Genomic DNA, 19,615 nt, shown 5'->3' with positions numbered 1-19,615 from the left:
GGGGGCGCTGCCCCCGCGCCCCCGAGGTATTTTTAAACCAAAGAAGCAGGGGACGCGTCCGTTTTGACGGGACGTGTCATTGGCCCACAAGGGCCAAAAGCGATGATAAAGGTCTTTTGCCATGCCGGATCAGGTTCAGGATTTTCTCATTCGTGGCGCGGACGTGCTGGCGGCGCGGCCGCATTTCCGGCTGGTCGGGCGCGCGGCGGAGCTGCGGCAGATCTCGGGGATGTTGATGCGCAAGCATGCCTCGAACGTGCTGCTGGTGGGGCCGGGTGGCGTCGGTGCTTCGGCGCTGTGCCTTGGGTTGGAAGCGGCGAAGAACGACAACTCCCTGCCCTTCGACATCCTGTCCAAGCGGCTGTTCTGGCTCGACACGGACGGGCTGTTCTCCACCGGGGCACATGCGCGCATCTCCGAGGGCTTCGAAAAGCTGCGCCGCACCCTGTTGCGGACGGCCAACTCCGTCCTGATCATCGACGATTTCCGCGATTTCATCGACGCCGCGCGCAACAACGGCACCACGCATCTGATCAACGCCATCATGCGCGACGTCATCAACGGCCGCTACCAGTGCATCCTGGAATCCCGCGACGAAGACCTGGAGGCGGTGCTGAAGTGCCATTCGAACATGCGCGAAGTCTTTACCATGCTGGACATCCGCGAGCCGGGGGCGGAGGCGCTGGAGGAAATCGCCCGCGTTGGTGCCGAGCGTCTGACCGCCCATCACCGCGTGCCGGTCAGCGATGACGCCATCGGTGCCGCGATAGACCTGACGGGCAAATACCACGTCGGCGACATGTCCCTGTCCCGCGCCCAGCCTGAGCGCACGCTGAACCTGCTCGACCGGGCCCTGACCTCCTACCGCCAGTCGGTGCACGCCAACCCACCCCATCTTGTGAAACTGCGCGTGGCCCTGTCCGAGCTGGATCGCGTCCCAGCGGACGGGTTGGCGGCGCAGCGCGCCGAGCTGACGGCCATGTTGCAGACCGCCGAAGCTGACTGGCAAGGCAAGGTCGACCGCCTGCAAGCGCTTCGCAAGGCACAGAAATCCGGCGAGGAATTACTGCTCGCGCTTGAGGAGCAGCTGGCCGAGGAACGCGCCCGCGAGAAGCCCCCGGTCGAGACCGAGGCGCCGTCGTTTTCGGCGCGACTGTCCGGCGGCGCGGGGTTCGGGTCGCGCGAGGAGGCGCGCATCCAGTCCGAGATCCAGCAGGCCGCCCGCGCGATCAAAGACAACGCCACAGCCTTCGACGCGCTGGAAGCCGAGATGAATGCCGGGCTGTCCCTGAACGCCCAAGCCGTGACGCTGGAATTCTCGGCCATCTCCGGCATTCCCGCCGACAAGCTCAACCAGGACGAACGGCAAAAGCTGCTGTCGCTCGACACCACCCTCAAGGCCCGCGTCTTTGGCCAGGACCATGCGGTCGAAAAACTGGTTGGCGCCGTGCTCATGGCCAATGCTGGACTGAAGGAACCGGACAAACCGCAGGGCAGTTTCATGTTCTGCGGGCCGTCGGGTGTCGGCAAGACCGAGATTGCCAAGGCCTTGGCGCAGGCGCTCAAGGACAGCGAAAAGGCCATGCTGCGCTTCGACATGTCGGAATACATGGAGAAACACGCGCTGGCCAAGCTGATCGGCGCGCCGCCGGGCTACGAGGGCTACGAGGCGGGCGGCATCCTGACCAATTCCGTGCGCCGCAACCCGCATTCCATCATCCTCTTTGACGAGATCGAGAAGGCCCACCCGGATGTCTTCAACGTCTTTCTTCAGGTGCTGGACGACGGGCGCCTGACAGACAACCGCGGGCTGACCGTATCCTTTGCCAACACGCTCATCATCATGACGACGAATATCGGGCAACCCTCGTTCCTGGATGACAGCCTCACCTACGACGAGGCCATGGCCGACACAATGCACGAGCTGGAGAACACCTTCCGGCCGGAATTCCTCAACCGGTTCAACGGGCGCCAGAACATCATCGGTTTCAAGAAGTTGCCATTGGACCTGATCGAACGCATTGCCGAGCGGGAATTGCGCAAGGTGAACGGGCGCATCACCGCAGCCGGGCACGGCGTACGGATCACCATGGCCACCGATCAGATATCGGCGCTCTGCCGCGACCGTTACAACCCGGTACATGGCGCCCGTGGCATTCCCGGTTTCTTTGCGGCGACCGTTTATCCATCAATTGCGCGCACGATATTGACGACCCCGGAGGCGACCGGCACGCTGGATTTGCGTTATCATGCCGAAGACGGCGGACGGGTTGAAATACTGGTTGTCGAGGCTGGCTGAGGAGTTGGGCGGCGTGACACTCGCGTCGTCCCCGGCGGGCGCTTGTGTCACCTGAATTTCAGCGGCTCATCGGCATCGAAGAGATAAGAGACGTTCCAGGCTTCTGCTTCAGAGAACCCCTTGCTGGCAAGCATATCGATAATTCTTTTATCTATTGTATCGATAAATCTTCCGAATTCCATTTCCTCCCGCACGACCTTGGCGACATCCTGCGCAATTTGCACACGCTGCTGTGCCAAAAGTTCGCCAATCCAGTGCCGGGACGCTTCAGAGAATATCTTCGCCGAAGCGATCATCAACTCGCGCAGTTTTTCCGGGTCCAGCGCATCCTTGTTGAGACAATCCATCGACCCTTTCTTCATGGAAGCGATCGCGACATCGGTGCGCATTTCCGAGGAAATCATCACGACAGCTGCGCCGAAGTTCATTGGATGGTCATTGACAATCCGCTGCGCGGCCAGGCCATTTCCCTTGGGCAGCATGTAATCGATCAAGATGACATCGTAGGACTTTTCATCCAGAGCCTTTTCGAATTCCTCTATGCTGGAGGTCATGCGCGTGGTGACCGGCAAGCCGGTCTTGCCACAGGCGCGTTTGATCCGGTTCTGATCGAAGGTGCTATCATCCAGCACCAGCACCTCGAACCGTCCGCGATCCGTCGTGCGGCGGGTCGGATCCTGATAAGCCGCTCGAACCGCGGCCAAATCATTTGTCTGAGACGTGTCGGCCATGACAATTTTCCCCGTTCCCCAACCAGGTTCTGCGGATCAGATTACGCCCGGGGGTCCTTAACTTCAAATGAAGCATAGAAATGTATTAATGAGAAATTTTCAAAAACTGAACGCGTGGAACATTTGCGGCACAGGCACCCCACTGTTAATATTCGAAAGCAAGAAGGCAATTCCAGATCGGGTAGTGAAATGAGGGATATCGAGAACAAGGATCAGGAATTCGAATCCTTCCTCTATATCATCACTCATGATCTGAAAACCTATTCGCGGGCCATGCGCGTCATACCCGAATGGATCGAAGAGGATCTGAGCGAGGCCGGACTGCAATTGCCCAATGACGTGGCTGGCCATGTCGCGATGCTCAAGGACTACGCACGAGGTATGGACCTCATGCTCGACGGCCTGACCGAACTCTCCCGCGTCGGACGGCTGGCTGACCCGCCTTCGCCAATTCCGCTGGCAACGCTGTTCGGAGCCGTGTGGTCACGGTTTCCGGGGCACGAGCGGTTCTCTTTCGATCTCTCCGGTTGCAAGGCCTGGGTACAGGCACCGGCCAACGACCTCGACCGGCTCGCCGTCGCGTTGTTGTCCAACCCGATCAGGCACCATTCCGGACCGGACGGTCATGTGTCTGTCACGGCCTATGATCAGGGCGGGCGCGTCATTTTGCGCATTCAGGACAATGGTCCGGGCATCGATGCGGAATTCCGCGAGAAAGTCTTTCAACCGCTTTACACGCTCGCGCCCCGCGACGAGGTCGGGACGGCCGGGATTGGACTTGCGGTCGCGCGAAAGGTCGTGGGCACGCTTGGCGGCACCATCTCGATCATCGAACCGCCCGGCGGTATCGGATGCGCTGTCGAATGTGATCTACCACTTGCGCGGCAGGCATAGCTTCTCTTTCCGATCGATGCGCCATGCTGTAGGCCTGCAGGGAAAGCAGGAGACCCGGCATGACCATACGCCTGACCCGAGACGAGGTACATGACCTCGCCACCCGCACATTACGGCAGGTCGGTTATGCTCCTGATCACGTGCAGGCCATCGCTGACATGCTGACCACGTGCCAGATGGACGATTGCCAGTCGCATGGGCTCTTCCGCCTTTTCATGTGCGTTGACACCATCCAACGGGCGCAAGTCGACGCCTGGGCGGAGCCCACGGTCATCCTCGACGACTCCGCTGCCATCCGGGTCGATGCGCGCGGCGGGATCTCGCTGCGTGCAGTGCAGACCGGGCTGCCGGATCTCGTGGAGCGCACGCGCAGCCTTGGCGTGGCCGTGATGGCGGTCAATCATTGCTACCATTTCTCGGCCCTCTGGCCCGAGGTCGAGCAGATCGCTCGGCAAGGCCTGGCCGCCTTGTCGATGGTCCCCAGCCATGCCTGGGTCGCCCCGGCGGGTGGCACACGCGGCGCACTTGGCACCAACCCGATCTCGTTCGGCTGGCCGCGCGGTGACCGCGACCCCTTTGTCTTCGATTTTGCCACCTCGGCCTTTGCGCGAGGTGAGATCGAGCTGTTTCGCCGCGCGGGCAAACCCTTGCCGGAGGGCGTTGCGCTGGATGCCGCAGGCCAGCCGACAACGGACCCGGAGGCCGCCCTTGCCGGTGCGATGTGCACCTTTGGCAGCTTCAAGGGGTCTGCCCTGTCGCTGATGATCGAACTGATGGCCGGACCGCTGATCGGCGATCTCACCAGCCTCGACAGCATGAAGGCTGCCGCAGGCAGTCCCGGAGCGCCGTACCATGGGCAGATCATCGTGGCCTTTGACCCGGAAAAGCTGTCGGGCGGGCAAAGCGCAGACAGCCAGGCGCGTGCCGAACGGCTCTTCAAGGAAATCGCCGATCAGGGGGCACGCCTGCCGTCAGAGCGCCGGTATGCCGCGCGCGCCCACAACCGCGCGCGTGGATACGTGGAAATCTCCCGGCAATTGTACGACGATCTGACGGCCCTGAGCGCCTGACCGGCACGCGCTGCGACTAGTCCTCCTGCGGACGAAGCGGCGGCAGAGGCGTGTCGATCTGGGCGGTCCCGACGTCGGGGTCGGCCAAGGCCCGCAACACGTCCGGCACGGCCCCCTCGACCACCAGCATCCCGGCGGCCGGCGCGATGCGCACGGCCAGCCCCATTGCCTCCACCCTTGCCGAGAGCGCGCCGAGCGCTTCACCGTTTTCCTCCGCGGTATGGTCGATCAGCGCTTGCCGATAGGACCGGCGGTCATCGAATGCGTCAGGCGAAGGCGCGCCTCCTCGCGTCATGCGGGCTGGCTGGGGACGCAGGCCAAGGATCAGCCGCACAGGCCCATCCTGCGCCGCCAATGCCTGCTCGATCTCCTTGCGGTGCCTCTCGTCCATGGACCTGTTCCTTTCTCAACCGACAAGCTGCCACAACTCCGGCGGCAATTGCACCATCCCGCCGCCCTGCCGCGCCGGCGGCACATCGGCCAAGGGCTTGAGCACCGACATGACCGCCTCCACAAGGTCAGACAAGGCCATGGTCGGATGCCGTTCGAGGATCAGGGCCGCGACGCCCGACACGATGGGCGTCGCCATCGAGGACCCGTTCCACGCCTCGTAGCCACCGCCCATCACGCAGGAAGTCACACCCTTGCCCGGCCCCACGAGGTCCGGCACATCGTAGCTTTGTGCATCTGCCACCATCGCCCCGCCGCCGGAAAAGCTGGCCACCGTCGCCTCGCGCGTGGCGGCTCCGACGCTCAGGACGTCGGCGTAATTGCCCGGGCTGCGGGTCAGGTTCGCCCCCTCATTTCCGATCGCCACCACCGGCAGCACCCCCATGCGCCGCACCATGCCGATGGCCTGCTTCATCGCGCCATTGTAGCCGGGAATGCCCGCCGACATGTTCAGGATCGCGATTTCCGGGCGCTGCGCGACAAAGTCGATGGCATAGATGAAGTCCGAGATATAACCCAGCGCGCCCGGCAACATGATGTAATTCATCAGGTCCGCTCCGGGTGCGACGCCCACGGTACGCCCCGCCACCAACCCCGCAACATGGGTGCCATGGCCCTCGGTGTCCTCGGTGGGACAGGCCACCGGCTGTTGCGTCTCCGGGTCCAGCCGGAACGAAGACACGACGCGCCCGGCGATCTCTTCGACTTCTGCCACCCCGGTGTCCAGAACCGCAACGCCGACCCCCTCGCCCGCGCCGACGAAACCGGTCGCACGCGCCGCCGCCAGGGCGATGGCATCCAGATGCCATGTGTCGGGCGGTCCTTCGGTGACGCCCTCGGACGCCTTGACCGGACGGATCAGGGACAAGGGCAGGTCTTCATGCACCTCGTAGTCCGGCAGGCTCGCCCGCAAGGAGGCCACCTCTGAGGGGTCATCGAGTTCCAGCACCATCGCCCCGGTCACCGGCAACGTGTCTTCGGGATGCGCCACCACCTTGGCCGACCGCAACATACGGCGCGGCAGGCCGCCACCACGCGTCTGTCGACGGGCCTCGATCACGCGCGAGACCTGCGCTCCGCGTGCCTCGGGCGTCAGGGCGACCTCCACCATGGACAAGGTGCCCAGCACAGGATCGTAACGCGGAATCGCAAGGTAACGGGCCATGGCATTTCTCCGGAAAACGGCTTGCTGAAATGCGGGCAGGATAACACTTTTTGGCAGAGCCTCACAGCCGCGCCACATGCCAAGCGGTCAGCGCGCGCCGATACTCCGACCTTCGGCGATAATGTCCGCCAGCACGTCCGAAGCCAGCGCCACCGGGTTCGCTTTCATCGACGACGACGCGGCGGCGAGCTCCGCGACCTCCAGATCGTTCATCCCTGTGTCGCCGTCGAGTGGCGGCAAAGGCGCCGCCGCCAACCAGTCTTTCAACAGCCTTGCAGCGCTGCCCCCCGGCGCGTCGAAAGCGCCAGCTATCATTCGGTCCACCTCGGCAAAGCGGCTGGTGTCCATTCCGGCCGCCCCGCAGGCCTGCGCATTGGCGCGCAAGACCCCCGGCAGCAGCCGCGCGCAGATTGCCCCGTGCGGCGCATGTGTCTGCCCGCCGATCACCCCGGCCAGTCCGTGCACCGCCCCAAGGCCGGCATTCGCCAAGGCAATCCCCGACAGATGTGCCGCCGCCAGCAGCACATCGCGCGCTTCGGCGTCCTCGCCCTGCGACAGACGCAGCAAGGCCCGCATGGTCAGGGGTATCGCCACCCGGCAAAACCTGTCCACGTCGGGACGCGCCCGCGCACACAGGAAGGGTTCGATCAATTGCGTCAGCGCATCCATGCCGCACATCAGCGTGACGGGCCAAGGTGCCCCGCCGGTCAGATCGGCATCCAGAACCGCCAAGGCAGGCAACATGCGCACATCGCGCAACGAAACCTTGCGGCGATGCGCTGGCACGTCGATCACGGCGTTCTTCGTGGCCTCCGCCCCGGTGCCCGCCGTGGTCGGCACCGCGACAAACGGCAACGGCGCGCGGTCCAACGGCCTCCCTGCCCCGACAACTTCGAGATGCTCCAACGGCGGTAAGACAGCGGGCAACAAAGCCGCCAGCGCCTTGCCGAGGTCGATGACAGAGCCTCCGCCGATGGCGACGACAGCCCCCGGAGCATGCGGCCGCAGCAACGCCAGAGTACCCTCCAGAAAGGGCAGCGAAGGCTCGCCCTGCCCGGTCACCTCCAGCACCTGCCGTCCGGTATGCCGCAAATCCGCCGCCAACACATCGGCCCATCCCGCAGATCGCCCGCGCACGATCACAACGGGCCCCGCGCACGCCGCCAGCGTCGCAGCAATCACCCTGCGGCTGCCGCGCCCTGAGACCGTCCGCTCGGGAACGACAAGGCTCATCCGGCGAAGCCGATGGTTGCCTCCACCGCACGCTTCCACGCAGCGTAGCGTGCATCCCGCACGCCCGCCTCCATCGATGGCTCAAACCGCGCGTCTGCGCTCCAGCCCTTTGCGAACTCCGCCATGTCGGGCAACAGCCCCGACCGCGACCCGGCCAGCCAAGCCGCGCCCGTTGCCGTCGTTTCCAGCACGGCGGGCCGTTCCACCGGCGCGTCGATGATGTCGGACAGGAACTGCATGGCGAACTCCGAGGCGCTCATGCCCCCGTCAACCCGGAGGGTTGCACTGGAACTGCTGCGCAGCGCCGTATTGTCCGACCCGCCCCAATCCGCCTTCATCGCCTCCAGCAGGTCGCGCGTCTGGAAACCGACCGACTCCAGCGCCGCACGCGCGAATTCCGCAGGCCCGGAATTGCGCGTCAGGCCAAAGACCGCGCCCCGGCATTCCGCATTCCAATAGGGCGCGCCCAGCCCGGTAAACGCCGGGACAAGGATCACCTCCTGCGCCGCATCGGCCTGCTGCGCCAGCCCCTGCGTTTCGCCTGCGGCGCGAATGATCTTCAGCCCGTCGCGCAGCCATTGCACCACCGCCCCGGCGATGAAGATGGAGCCCTCCAGCGCATAGGTAGGCTTGCCGTCCAGCTGGTAAGCGATGGTCGTCAGCAGGCGGTTGTTCGACCGCACAGGCTCTGCCCCGGTGTTGAGCAAGGCAAAGCACCCCGTGCCATAGGTCGATTTCAACATCCCCGGTTCAAAGCACGCCTGCCCGATGGTCGCCGCCTGCTGGTCGCCCGCGATGCCCCGGATCGGGATCGGCTTGCCGAACAGGTCCGCGCGCGTCTCGCCGAAATCCGCCGCGCAGTCGCGCACTTCGGGCAGCATCTTCATCGGGATGCCCAGCCGATCACAGATCGTCTGCGACCAGCGCCCCTTGCGAATGTCATAGAGCATCGTGCGCGCCGCGTTGGTCGCGTCGGTCAAGTGCTGCGCCCCGCCCGTCAGGTTCCACACCAGCCACGAATCCACCGTGCCGAAACACAGCTCCCCCGCCTCTGCCCGCCCCCGGGCGCCCTCGACGTTGTCCAGGATCCACGCCAGCTTCGTGCCTGAGAAATACGGGTCCAGCAGCAGCCCCGTCCGGTCGGTCACGACCTCTTCGAAGCCTTCGGCCTTCAGCGCCTTGCAGACCTCGGACGTGCGGCGATCCTGCCAGACAATCGCGTTGTGGATCGGCTTGCCCGAGGCGCGCTCCCAGACCAGCGTCGTCTCGCGCTGGTTGGTGATGCCGATGGCGGCGATCTCCTCGGCCTTCACCCCGGCCTTCTCCATCACACCGCGACAGGTGGCGGCGGTGGTGGTCCAGAGGTCGGAACAGTCGTGCTCCACCCAGCCGGACGCCGGGAAATGCTGCTCGAACTCCTCCTGCGCCGTGGCGCGCACCGTCAGCGCCTCGTCAAACAGCATCGCCCGCGTCGAGGTCGTGCCCTGGTCGATGGCAAGGATCAGCGTCATGTGGGGGCCTCATCGGTTCATCGGTCGCAGCCCGCAGGCCTCAACCCGCAGGGAGGCCAGAAAACGCCGGGCGACCGGGAAAATCAAGGAAATGGTAAGGTGGCCGGGGCACGCGCACGCACCCCGGCCGGGAGGAGACTTACTGCCAGGACTTGATCAGCTCGTCATAGCTGACGGTGATCGGCTCTTCGTCCTCGTTGTCCAGCTTCGCCTTGGGCGAGCCTTCCTTCGACAGCCATTCCTGCGGATCGACCTCGTCGTTCAGCTTCGGACCGATGTCGCCCTGAACGCCTGCGCGCTCCAGACGGGCCATGACCTTTTCCTGATCGGCGCAGAGCGCATCCAGCGCTTCCTGCGGGGTCTTGGCGCCGGACATGGCGTCACCGATGTTCTGCCACCACAGCTGAGCCAGCTTCGGGTAGTCAGGCACGTTGGTGCCGGTCGGCGACCATGCCACGCGGGCCGGGGAACGGTAGAATTCCACCAGGCCGCCCAGCTTGTCCGCACGCTCGGTGAAGGACTCGTGCTGAATGGTCGACTCGCGGATGAAGGTCAGGCCGACATGGGCCTTCTTCACGTCCACGGTCTTGGAGGTCACGAACTGCGCATAGAGCCACGCGGCCTTGGCGCGATCCACCGGGGTCGACTTCATCAGCGTCCAGGAACCCACGTCCTGATAACCGATCTTGGTGCCTTCTTCCCAGTAGACGCCATGCGGCGACGGGGCCATGCGCCACTTCGGCGTGCCGTCCTCGTTCATCACCGGCAGGTCGGGCTTGACCGTGTCGGCGGTGAACGCGGTGTACCAGAACATCTGCTGCGCCACGTTGCCCTGCGCCGGGATCGGGCCTGCCTCCGAGAAGGTCATGCCAGCGGCGGCGGGCGGCGAGTACTTTTGCAGCCATTCGATCGCCTTGGTCACGGCATAGACCGCTGCGGGGCCGTTGGTCGCGCCGCCACGGGCCACGCAGGACCCCACCGGCTGCGAGTTCTCGTTCACGCGGATGCCCCATTCGTCGACCGGCAGGCCGTTCGGCTCGCCCTTCGATCCGGCACCGGCCATGGACAGCCACGCATCGGTGTAGCGCCACCCCAGCGACGGGTCCTTCTTGCCGTAGTCCATGTTGCCAAAGACTTCGCCTTCGACGCCCATGTGGCTCAGGTCGCGGCCGGTAAAGAACTCCGCGATGTCCTCGTAGGCCGACCAGTTGACCGGAACGCCGAGGTCATAGCCGAACTGCTCCTTGAAGTCCGCCTTGTTCTTCTCGTCGTTGAACCAGTCGTAGCGGAACCAGTAAAGGTTCGCGAACTGCTGGTCGGGCAGCTGGTACAGCTTGCCATCGGGCGCGGTGGTGAACTGCGTGCCGATGTAGTCGTCGAGGTCCAGACCCGGGTTGGTCACATCCGCGCCCTCGCCCGCCATCCAGTCGGTCAGGTTGCGTGCCTGCTGATACCGCCAGTGGGTGCCGATCAGGTCCGAATCGTTGATATAGCCGTCGTAGATGTTCTCGCCGGACTGCATCTGGGTCTGGAGCTTTTCGACCACGTCGCCTTCGCCGATCAGGTCGTGCGTGACCTTGATGCCGGTGATCGCGGTAAACGCCGGGGCCAGAACCTGGCTTTCATATTCGTGGGTGGTGATGGTTTCGGAGACAACCTTGATCTCCATGCCGGCCATCGGCGCTGCCGCGTCGATGAACCACTGCATTTCCGCTTCCTGATCGGCGCGGGACAGCGCAGACAGGTCGCCGATCTCGGCGTCGAGGAACTGCTTTGCAGCCTCCATATCGGCCTGCGCGACACCGGCCGTCAGGCTCAGTGCCATGGCAAGCGCCGTGGTGGTCTTCAATTTCAAGTTCATTGGATCCTCCCTGATTTCTTGAACTTGGTTAACGAAACCGGCCCGCCGCGTTCACGTAGTCGCGTTCGCGGGCCGGGATGACTTACACCCAGCGAAACACCGCTGCGGCGTAGACAAGACAGACGGCCAGCGCCCAAGGCTGCGTTTCGGGACCGACGAGGCCCAGCCACGCGAGGTTGATGAAGGCGCTGCCGAGCAGCGTGATGAACAACCGATCCCCGCGCGTGGTTTCGATCCGCAGCACGCCGACGCGCGGCGTTTCCGGAAACCGGATCGCCAGCACGGTGAAGATCACCAGAAGACAGGCGATGGTCGCAAAGAAGATCGCGGTGGGCAGGGTCCATGCCATCCAGTCCATTGGAATTCCTCCTCAAACCCGGCCCAGGGCAAAGCCCTTGGCGATGTAGTTGCGCACGAAGTAGATCACGAGCGCGCCCGGCACGATGGTCAGCACGCCCGCCGCCGCCAGCACGCCCCAGTCGATGCCCGACGCACCTTGGGTGCGGGTCATGATCGCGGCGATGGGCTTGGCGTCCACGGTGGTCAGTGTCCGCGACAGCAGCAGCTCGACCCACGAGAACATGAAGCAGAAGAAGGCCGCGACACCGATCCCGCTTGCGATCAGCGGCATGAAGATCTTCACGAAGAAGCCGCCGAACGAGTAGCCGTCGATATAGGCGGTCTCGTCGATCTCCTTCGGGACACCGCGCATGAAGCCTTCGAGGATCCACACCGCCAGCGGCACGTTGAACAGGCAGTGCGCCAGCGCCACCGCGATGTGCGTGTCGAACAGGCCCACGGACGAATACAGCTGGAAGAACGGCAGCGCGAAGACGGCCGGCGGCGCCATTCGGTTGGTCAGCAGCCAGAAGAACAGGTGCTTGTCCCCCATGAAGCTGTAGCGCGAGAACGCATAGGCCGCAGGCAGCGCCACCGTCAGCGAGATCAGCGTGTTCATCACCACGTAGATCAGCGAGTTGACGTAGCCCATGTACCAGGCCGGGTCCGTCAGGATCGTCGCGTAGTTGGCGAACGTCAGGTCCTTCGGAAACAGCGTGAAATCGTTGAGGATTTCCGTGTTGGTCTTCAGGCTCATGTTGAGCAGCCAGTAAAGCGGCAGCATCAGGAACACGAGGTAGGCCGTCATGACCAGCGCGCGGGTGTTCACCTTGAACCGGGGGCGCGCATTCGCGCCGCCCGCGGTCAGGTTCTCGGGAATGGTGGCGTCCGTCATCACATGCCCTTTTTGTCGAGGTTGACCATCACGGTGTAGAACACCCACGAAATCAACAGGATCACGAGGAAATACATCAGCGAGAAGGCCGCCGCCGGTCCAAGGTCGAACTGCCCCAGCGCCATCTTCACAAGGTCGATGGACAGCAGCGTCGTGGCGTTGCCGGGGCCACCGCCGGTGACGACAAACGGCTCGGTATAGATCATGAAGCTGTCCATGAAGCGCAGAAGGATCGCGATCATCAGGACGCCCATCATCTTGGGCAGTTCGATGTAGCGGAACACCTTCCAGCGCGACGCCTGGTCGATCTTGGCCGCCTGGTAATAGGCGTCGGGGATGGATTTTAGCCCCGCAAACGCCAGCAGCGCCACCAGCGACGTCCAGTGCCAAACGTCCATCACGATGATCGTGACCCAGGCCGCCAGCACGTCCTGCGTATAGTTGTAGTTGATGCCCAGCGCGTCCAGCGTATGCCCCAGCAGACCGATGTCCACCCGGCCAAAGATCTGCCAGATCGTGCCCACCACGTTCCACGGAATGAGCAACGGCAGCGACATCACCACGAGGCAGAAGGACGACCAGAACCCGCCCTTGGGCATGTTCAGCGCGACGAAGATGCCCAGCGGGATCTCAATCGCGAGGATGATGCCCGAGAACATCAACTGCCGCCACAGCGCTTCCCACATGCGTTCCGAGGACAGCATTTCCTCGAACCACTCAAGCCCCGCCCAGAAGAACTCGTTGTTCCCGAAGGTGTCCTGCACCGAATAGTTGACCACCGTCATCAGCGGGATCACCGCCGAGAACGCCACCAGCAGCAGCACCGGCAGGACAAGGAACCAGGCCTTTTGATTGACTGTCTTTTCCATCACTTGCTGTCCTTGGCGGGCTTCGGTGTCGGGGCGGCGTCGAGGATGCGGTCCACCATGCGGACCTGCAATTCCATCACCTGTTGCGGCGTCATGTCCGGTTTCGCCTGTGTCATGCCGCCCCCCGCACCAGCCAGTCGTTGGCATAGACGTTGACATGCCCCGCATCGAAGGACACGCGGTTCATATCCGCGCTCACGCGCTCGTCCTCGCCCGCGATGATATTGATATCGTGGCCGAAAAACTCCGCCCGGATGATCTTGTGCCGGCCCACGTCCTCGACGCGGCGCACCTTCACCGGCAGGCCCTCGGTCTGAGACAGCCGCGCGAACTCGGGCCGCACGCCGATCTCGACCTTGCCGTCGAGCGCGCCGTAGCCCTGCGCCAGCGCCAGCTCGGTGCCGTCGATATAGGCGCGGTTGCCCTGCACTTTGGCAGGGATCACGTTCATCCCCGGTGAGCCGATGAAATAGCCGACGAACGTATGCTCCGGCCGCTCGAACAGCTCTTCCGGCGTGCCGATCTGCACCACCCGCCCGTCATACATCACCACGACCTTGTCCGCGAAGGTCAGCGCCTCGGTCTGGTCATGCGTCACGTAAATCATCGTGTGACCAAAATCGTGGTGCAGTTTCTTCAGCTGCGTCCGCAGCTCCCACTTCATATGCGGGTCGATCACCGTCAAAGGCTCGTCGAACAGCAGCGCGTTCACGTCCTTGCGCACCATCCCGCGCCCAAGGCTGATCTTCTGCTTCTGGTCCGCTCCCAGCCCGCGCGCCTTGCGGTTCAGCATGTCCTCCATGCCGATCATCCGCGCGATCTCCTGCACCCGCTCGGCGACATAGGTCTCGTCCCGCCCGCGATTGCGCAGCGGAAACGCGAGGTTATCGCGCACCGTCATGGTGTCATAGACGACGGGAAACTGGAACACCTGCGCGATGTTGCGTTCCGCCGTCGGCGCGTGGGTCACGTCCACCCCGTCGAACAGGATGCGCCCTTGCGACGGATGCAGCAGCCCGGAAATGATGTTGAGCAGCGTGGACTTGCCGCAGCCGGAGGACCCCAGCAGGGCATAGGCCTCGCCATCCGCCCAGTCGTGGTTCAACTCCTTCAGCGCGAAATCATCCTCGGACGCCGGGTTTTTCAGATAGGAATGCGCGAGGTTGTCGAGCGTGATCTTGGCCATTCTCCCCTCCCTCAGGCAGCTAGCGCATAGGCGGCGGGGGCGACCAGTTCGCCACTCTCCGCAAAGACATAGACGTGGCGCGGGTCGAGGTAGACCTTCAGCGCCTCGCCGATCGCAAGGTCATGCACGCCATGCACCAGACCCACCCAGCGCTCGCCGTGGTGGTCGAGGTGCACGAAGGTCTCCGACCCGGTCAACTCCGTCACGGTCAGCACCGTGGTGAATTCCACTGCATCCGCCGCGTGCTTGCCGATTTCCAGGTGGTTGGGACGGAATCCCGCCTGATACCGCCCGTCCGGAAGTTCGGCCAGCTTGCCGGTTGCCGGAGCCGTCTGCCCCTTGCCGAACATGATCTTCGACCCGGTTTTCGAGATTGACAGGAAATTCATCGGCGGATCGCTGAACACCCGCGCGGTGGTGGCGTTCACCGGCTGGCGATAGACTTCCGGCGTCGGCCCGAACTGGGTGATCCGACCCTCCCACAGCGTGGCGACATTGCCGCCCAGCAGCAGCGCCTCTTCGGGTTCGGTGGTCGCGTAAACGAAGATCGAGCCGGATTCCTCGAAGATCTTCGGGATTTCCACCCGCAACTCCTCGCGCAGCTTGTAGTCGAGGTTCGCCAGCGGCTCGTCCAGCAGCACCAGCCCGGCATTCTTCACCAAGGCCCGCGCCAAGGCGCAGCGCTGCTGCTGCCCGCCCGACAACTCCAAGGGCTTGCGGTCCAGCATCGGCGTCAGCTTCATCAGCTCGGCGGTCTCGCGCACGCGCCGATCCACCTCTGCCGAGGACACCCCCATCAGCTTCATCGGAGAGGCGATGTTGTCGTAAACGCTCATCGACGGGTAGTTGATGAACTGCTGGTACACCATAGCGACCTTGCGGTCCTGCACGCGCATCCCGGTCACGTCCTGCCCGTTCCAGTGGATCGAGCCCGTGGCAGGCTTGTCCAGTCCCGCCATCAGCCGCATCAGCGAGGTCTTGCCGGACGTGGTCGGCCCCAGCAACACGTTCATCGTGCCATTTTCCAGCGTCAAATCCGTGGGATAGACATGCGTCTGCCCCTCCACGACCTTGGACACGCCCTTGAGTTCCAGCGTCACCCCGGTCCCTCCCTATTGCGCGGCGGCGGCGGTCTGACGCCGCTCTGCCATCCAGTCATCCAGCTCTGCTATCTGTTCCGATGACAGCCGCAGCCCCAGCTTGTTGCGTCGCCACACCACGTCCTCGGCGGTGCGCGCGTATTCCTTGTCCATCAACCAACACACTTCCGACTCGGTCAGCGTAGCACCGAAATCGCGCCCAAGGTCAGAGAATGACGTAGCATTCCCCAATACCGTGCGCGCCTCGGTGCCATAGGCCCGCACCAGCCGCCGTGCATGGGCAGTGGTCAGGAACGGGTAGTCATGGTGCAACCCGGTTATCAGCGCCGCGACCCCATCCACCGGAAAGTCCCCGCCCGGCAGCGGCACGCCCGCCGTCCAGGGGCCTTTCACCGTCAGGTGCTGGCCGATCTTCTCCAGCGCACTTTCCGCCAGCCGCCGATAGGTCGTAATCTTGCCGCCAAAGATGTTCAGCAGCGGCGCGCCCTGCGCATCCACCTTCAGGGTATAGTCCCGCGTCGCAGCCGTGGCGCTGCTGGCCCCGTCATCATACAGCGGCCGCACGCCCGAATAGGTCCAGACCACATCGTCGGCGGTCAGTTGCTGCTTGAAGTACTGGTTGGCGAAGTTCAGCAGGTAGTCGCGTTCTTCCGGCGTGCATTCGGGCTTTTGCGCGGGGTCCGCCTGTTCCGCATCGGTGGTGCCGATCAGGGTAAAGTCATTCTCGTAGGGAATGGCAAAAATGATCCGCCCGTCCGTCCCCTGGAAGAAATAGCATTTGTCATGGTCATACAGCTTGCGCGTCACGATATGCGAGCCACGCACCAGCCGCACGCCCTCGGTGGAATTGATCCGCACCTTGGTCTGGATGATGTCGCCCACCCAGGGCCCGCCCGCGTTCACCAGCATCCGGGCGTAATGCACCGCTTGCGCGCCGCTTTCGGTATCTTGCGTTTCGACGCGCCAAAGGTTGCCTTCGCGCGCAGCGGACAGCACCTTGGTCCGGGTCATGATCTTCGCGCCGCGCGCCTCCGCGTCGCGGGCGTTCAGCACCACCAGCCGGGAATCCTCGACCCAGCAGTCGGAATATTCATAGGCCTTTTCAAATCGCTCCTGCAGCGGCGCGCCCTCCGGCCCCTGCTTCAGGTCCACCGAGGTCGTCCCCGGCAGGATCTTCCGCCCGCCGAGGTGGTCATACATGAACAGCCCCAGCCGGATCAGCCACGCAGGGCGGCGACCCTTCATCCAGGGCATAACGAGGGACAGCAGGTTTGACGTGGGCGTGTTCGACTCGAACCGCATATCCTTATGATAAGGCAGAACAAACCGCATCGGCCAGCTGATGTGCGGCATGGCCCGCAGCAGCGTCTCGCGCTCGATCAGCGCCTCGCGCACCAGCCGGAATTCGAAATACTCGAGGTAGCGCAACCCGCCATGGAACAGCTTCGTCGAGGACGACGACGTGGCCCATGCGAGGTCGTTCATCTCGGCCAGCGCCACGGACAGTCCCCGACCCGCTGCGTCACGCGCGATGCCGCATCCGTTGATGCCGCCCCCGATCACGAACAGGTCGTGCGTGTCACTGCTGGTCAAAGACACCGACTCTCCTCCCCAGGGTTCCGGCGATTGCGTTGACGGATTTGTGACAAAAGACGCGCGCTTTGGCAATGTTTGATTTTCGTTTCTGTTCGCTTTCTCACAACTATTGAAAATTCCACGAAAAATTCATATGCGTTTTCCCGAACAGCAGATTGCCGCACGCGAATCCGCGCGAAGGCCGTTGATCGGCCGCCGAACCTCCTCCTATGCTGGCCGGAACCACCGCCACAGGATCCCCCACACGCATGTCACAGACCTTCCGCCACCCAGAGATCCTCGAAATCGCCCGCCGCGAGGGCAAGGTCACGGTCGAAGGACTGGCAGAACATTTCGGCGTCACGCTCCAGACCATCCGCCGCGACCTCTCGGACCTCGCCGAACATGGCCGCCTCGAACGGGTGCACGGCGGCGCGGTTCTGCCCTCAGGCACCACCAACATTGGTTACGAGGAACGCCGCACCATCAACCCCGAGGGCAAGACCGCCATCGCCCGTGCCTGCGCCGCGCGCATCCCCAATGACATCTCGCTTTTCCTCAACATCGGCACCTCGACCGAGGCCGTCGCCCGCGAACTGCTGCACCACACCAACCTCATGGTCGTGACGAACAACATGAACGTGGCGAATATCCTCGTCGCCAACCCCGCCTGCGAAATCATCGTCACCGGCGGGCAACTGCGTCGCTCGGACGGCGGCCTCGTCGGCACCCTCGCCGCCGAGACCATCCGAAAGTTCAAGTTCGACATGGCCGTCATCGGCTGCTCGGCCCTCGACCGCGACGGCGACCTTCTGGACTACGACATTCAGGAAATCAGCGTCTCCCAGACGATCCTGCGCCAATCCCGCAAAAGCTTCCTCGTCGCGGATCATTCGAAGTTCAGCCGCAGCGCCCCGGCCAAGATCGCCTCGCTCGCCGAAGTCAGCACCTTCTTCACCGACAATCCCCTGCCCGCCGACCTGCACACGGCCTGCGAAGGCTGGGGCACCGAGATCGTCATCGCCGACTGATCCCGTTCAAACCCCGGATACGTGCCATGAACCTCCTGACCGACTCGTCCCACCGCGAATTCCTTCTCGACGAAGCCCGGCGAAGCCTGCGTTTCTTCGACGCGAGCCTTCGTGCGGACGGCGGTTTCGACGTGCTGGACTGGCAGGGCGCCCCCCTGCCCCGTGGCCCGCAGGAACTGCACACCACGACGCGCATGGTGCATTCTTACGTGTTGGGTCGCGCCATCGGACACCCGAACGCGGACCGCATGATCGACGCGGGCTTGGCGTACCTCTGGAACCACCACCGCGACCAGTCGCACGGAGGTTATCTCTGGGCCGTCGGCGGCGACGACAGCAAGCTCGCCTATGGTCATGTCTTCGTCCTGCTCGCCGCCTCCAGCGCCAAACTGGCGGGCCATCCGGACGCCGACCGCCTTCTGGCGGACATATCGGACATCCTGGACCGCCATTTCTGGGAGGAGGACCACGGCCTTTACGCCGATGAATTCACCCGCGACTGGCAGCCTTTCTCCGGCTACCGGGGCATGAACGCCAACATGCACGGCGTCGAAGCCATGCTCGCCGCCTTCGAGGCCACAGGCGACGCCCACTGGCTGTCCCGCGCGGGCCGGGTGCTGGATTTTTTCACTGCCCGCATGGCACCCGCCCACAACTGGCGGCTGCCGGAACATTACACCGCCGACTGGCAGGTCGATCCGGCCTACAGCGGCAACCCGATGTTCCGCCCTGCAGGCACGACGCCCGGCCACTCCTTCGAACTCGCCCGCCTTTGCCTGCACCATTGGGATCTGTTGGGCCGCCCCGCCACGGACGCCCCCACCCGCGCCCGCGCCATCATCGAACGCGCCATGGCGGACGGCTGGCGCGCGGATGGCGGCATCCTCTACACGCTGGCCACATCCGGCCAACCCGCGATCCGCGACCGCTACTGGTGGCCCGTGACCGAGGCCATCGGCGTCTATGCCCACCTACTGAAACTGTCACCCACCGAGGAGGACAGGCAGGCCTACGACCAACTCTGGACCTTCGCCCAGACGCATTTCATCGACGCGGACAACGGCGGCTGGTTCCCGGAAATCGACGACACCGGCCAGCCCACCACCACCCAGTTCCACGGCAAACCGGACATCTACCACGCGCTCCAGGCCGACCTCTACCCGCTCACCCCGGGCCTGTCGCGCCCGATCGAAGGCTTGGCAAACCTCACCACCTGAGGCGCGACCCTGCTTCTTTGGTTTCAAAAATACCTCGGAGGTCCGGAGGCAGAGCCTCCGGCGTGCGCAGCACAACAAACAAGACATGGCGTGCGCAGCACGACAAACGCAAAATACCGTCGCGCGCCCCCCAGGGCGCGCGCCGGGCGCCCCGGCCCCCCCCCCGGCGCCACCGCCCGCCCGCCGCGT

The 19,615-nt window shown here is 64.1% G+C and carries 17 protein-coding genes; 5 read left to right on the top strand and 12 right to left on the bottom strand.

Features of this window, described 5'->3' with window-relative positions:
• Positions 1-121 precede the first annotated feature (121 nt).
• The gene (locus ACP16H_RS24385; RefSeq protein WP_425074786.1) at positions 122-2,299 is read left to right on the top strand and encodes an AAA family ATPase; all 2,178 of its coding nucleotides are present in this window, start codon (positions 122-124) and stop codon (positions 2,297-2,299) included.
• Positions 2,300-2,346: 47 nt separating this feature from the next.
• Here the strand turns inward: ACP16H_RS24385 and ACP16H_RS24380 are convergent, their stop codons facing one another.
• Positions 2,347-3,030 (bottom strand): response regulator, encoded by a 684-nt coding sequence (locus ACP16H_RS24380; RefSeq protein WP_425074785.1) that lies wholly within the window; start codon positions 3,028-3,030, stop codon positions 2,347-2,349.
• Positions 3,031-3,144: 114 nt separating this feature from the next.
• Here ACP16H_RS24380 and ACP16H_RS24375 point away from each other — a divergent pair, with 114 nt between their 5' ends.
• Entirely contained in the window at positions 3,145-3,924 is a 780-nt protein-coding gene (locus ACP16H_RS24375) for a sensor histidine kinase (RefSeq protein WP_425074784.1), read from the top strand.
• 59 nt (positions 3,925-3,983) lie between these two features.
• Positions 3,984-4,994, top strand: a complete 1,011-nt coding sequence (locus ACP16H_RS24370) for an Ldh family oxidoreductase (protein ID WP_425074783.1) — start codon at positions 3,984-3,986, stop codon at positions 4,992-4,994.
• A gap of 16 nt (positions 4,995-5,010) precedes the next feature.
• On the opposite strand, the gene ACP16H_RS24365 is transcribed toward ACP16H_RS24370, so the two are convergent.
• The 11 genes from ACP16H_RS24365 to glpD all read right to left on the bottom strand — a co-directional run bounded on the left by ACP16H_RS24365 (position 5,011) and on the right by glpD (position 17,202).
• On the bottom strand, positions 5,011-5,385 hold the full coding sequence (locus ACP16H_RS24365; protein ID WP_425074782.1) for a hypothetical protein: 375 nt from the start codon (positions 5,383-5,385) through the stop codon (positions 5,011-5,013).
• A gap of 15 nt (positions 5,386-5,400) precedes the next feature.
• On the bottom strand, positions 5,401-6,609 hold the full coding sequence (locus ACP16H_RS24360; RefSeq protein ID WP_425074781.1) for a S8 family peptidase: 1,209 nt from the start codon (positions 6,607-6,609) through the stop codon (positions 5,401-5,403).
• Between the two features lie 87 nt (positions 6,610-6,696).
• Positions 6,697-7,842: an iron-containing alcohol dehydrogenase gene (locus ACP16H_RS24355; RefSeq protein WP_425074780.1), complete on the bottom strand. Its 1,146-nt coding sequence runs from the start codon at positions 7,840-7,842 to the stop codon at positions 6,697-6,699.
• Positions 7,839-9,353 (bottom strand): glycerol kinase GlpK, encoded by a 1,515-nt coding sequence (glpK, locus tag ACP16H_RS24350; RefSeq protein ID WP_425074779.1) that lies wholly within the window; start codon positions 9,351-9,353, stop codon positions 7,839-7,841. Before glpK ends, ACP16H_RS24355 begins: the two co-directional genes overlap by 4 nt.
• 139 nt (positions 9,354-9,492) lie before the next feature.
• On the bottom strand, positions 9,493-11,214 hold the full coding sequence (locus ACP16H_RS24345) for an extracellular solute-binding protein (protein ID WP_425074778.1): 1,722 nt from the start codon (positions 11,212-11,214) through the stop codon (positions 9,493-9,495).
• An 82-nt stretch (positions 11,215-11,296) separates the two neighbouring features.
• On the bottom strand, positions 11,297-11,572 hold the full coding sequence (locus ACP16H_RS24340) for a DUF2160 domain-containing protein (RefSeq protein ID WP_425074777.1): 276 nt from the start codon (positions 11,570-11,572) through the stop codon (positions 11,297-11,299).
• A 12-nt stretch (positions 11,573-11,584) separates the two neighbouring features.
• On the bottom strand, positions 11,585-12,448 hold the full coding sequence (locus ACP16H_RS24335) for a carbohydrate ABC transporter permease (protein ID WP_425074776.1): 864 nt from the start codon (positions 12,446-12,448) through the stop codon (positions 11,585-11,587).
• Complete coding sequence (locus ACP16H_RS24330) at positions 12,448-13,317, bottom strand: carbohydrate ABC transporter permease (protein ID WP_425074775.1); 870 nt, start codon at positions 13,315-13,317, stop codon at positions 12,448-12,450. Before ACP16H_RS24330 ends, ACP16H_RS24335 begins: the two co-directional genes overlap by 1 nt.
• A 112-nt stretch (positions 13,318-13,429) precedes the next feature.
• Complete coding sequence (locus tag ACP16H_RS24325) at positions 13,430-14,503, bottom strand: ABC transporter ATP-binding protein (protein ID WP_425074774.1); 1,074 nt, start codon at positions 14,501-14,503, stop codon at positions 13,430-13,432.
• Between the two features lie 11 nt (positions 14,504-14,514).
• Complete coding sequence (locus ACP16H_RS24320; RefSeq protein ID WP_425074773.1) at positions 14,515-15,603, bottom strand: ABC transporter ATP-binding protein; 1,089 nt, start codon at positions 15,601-15,603, stop codon at positions 14,515-14,517.
• A 12-nt stretch (positions 15,604-15,615) separates the two neighbouring features.
• Complete coding sequence (gene glpD / locus ACP16H_RS24315) at positions 15,616-17,202, bottom strand: glycerol-3-phosphate dehydrogenase (protein ID WP_425074772.1); 1,587 nt, start codon at positions 17,200-17,202, stop codon at positions 15,616-15,618.
• 245 nt (positions 17,203-17,447) lie between these two features.
• Here glpD and ACP16H_RS24310 point away from each other — a divergent pair, with 245 nt between their 5' ends.
• Both ACP16H_RS24310 and ACP16H_RS24305 read left to right on the top strand, forming a co-directional pair.
• Positions 17,448-18,209 (top strand): DeoR/GlpR family DNA-binding transcription regulator, encoded by a 762-nt coding sequence (locus ACP16H_RS24310; protein WP_425074771.1) that lies wholly within the window; start codon positions 17,448-17,450, stop codon positions 18,207-18,209.
• Positions 18,210-18,235: 26 nt separating this feature from the next.
• A complete protein-coding gene (locus tag ACP16H_RS24305) occupies positions 18,236-19,426 on the top strand; it encodes an AGE family epimerase/isomerase (protein WP_425074770.1) in 1,191 nt (396 codons plus the stop codon).
• Positions 19,427-19,615 lie beyond the last annotated feature (189 nt).

The sequence above is a fragment of the Sagittula sp. S175 genome (assembly GCF_049800975.1).
Taxonomy (GTDB): domain Bacteria; phylum Pseudomonadota; class Alphaproteobacteria; order Rhodobacterales; family Rhodobacteraceae; genus Sagittula.
Note: the sequence above shows the minus strand (reverse complement) of the source record. Positions and strands in the feature narration are given on the sequence as shown.

Excerpts from the sequence above, each read along its gene's own strand:
- ACP16H_RS24385 (WP_425074786.1), top strand. The coding sequence starts at position 122 with ATGCCGGATCAGGTTCAGGATTTTCTCATTCGTGGCGCGGACGTGCTG.
- ACP16H_RS24370 (WP_425074783.1), top strand. The coding sequence starts at position 3,984 with ATGACCATACGCCTGACCCGAGACGAGGTACATGACCTCGCCACCCGC.
- ACP16H_RS24345 (WP_425074778.1), bottom strand. The coding sequence starts at position 11,214 with ATGAACTTGAAATTGAAGACCACCACGGCGCTTGCCATGGCACTGAGC.
- ACP16H_RS24355 (WP_425074780.1), bottom strand. The coding sequence starts at position 7,842 with ATGAGCCTTGTCGTTCCCGAGCGGACGGTCTCAGGGCGCGGCAGCCGC.
- ACP16H_RS24365 (WP_425074782.1), bottom strand. The coding sequence starts at position 5,385 with ATGGACGAGAGGCACCGCAAGGAGATCGAGCAGGCATTGGCGGCGCAG.
- ACP16H_RS24380 (WP_425074785.1), bottom strand. The coding sequence starts at position 3,030 with ATGGCCGACACGTCTCAGACAAATGATTTGGCCGCGGTTCGAGCGGCT.
- ACP16H_RS24335 (WP_425074776.1), bottom strand. The coding sequence starts at position 12,448 with ATGACGGACGCCACCATTCCCGAGAACCTGACCGCGGGCGGCGCGAAT.
- ACP16H_RS24325 (WP_425074774.1), bottom strand. The coding sequence starts at position 14,503 with ATGGCCAAGATCACGCTCGACAACCTCGCGCATTCCTATCTGAAAAAC.
- ACP16H_RS24360 (WP_425074781.1), bottom strand. The coding sequence starts at position 6,609 with ATGGCCCGTTACCTTGCGATTCCGCGTTACGATCCTGTGCTGGGCACC.
- ACP16H_RS24330 (WP_425074775.1), bottom strand. The coding sequence starts at position 13,317 with ATGGAAAAGACAGTCAATCAAAAGGCCTGGTTCCTTGTCCTGCCGGTG.
- ACP16H_RS24340 (WP_425074777.1), bottom strand. The coding sequence starts at position 11,572 with ATGGACTGGATGGCATGGACCCTGCCCACCGCGATCTTCTTTGCGACC.
- ACP16H_RS24310 (WP_425074771.1), top strand. The coding sequence starts at position 17,448 with ATGTCACAGACCTTCCGCCACCCAGAGATCCTCGAAATCGCCCGCCGC.
- ACP16H_RS24305 (WP_425074770.1), top strand. The coding sequence starts at position 18,236 with ATGAACCTCCTGACCGACTCGTCCCACCGCGAATTCCTTCTCGACGAA.
- glpK (WP_425074779.1), bottom strand. The coding sequence starts at position 9,353 with ATGACGCTGATCCTTGCCATCGACCAGGGCACGACCTCGACGCGGGCG.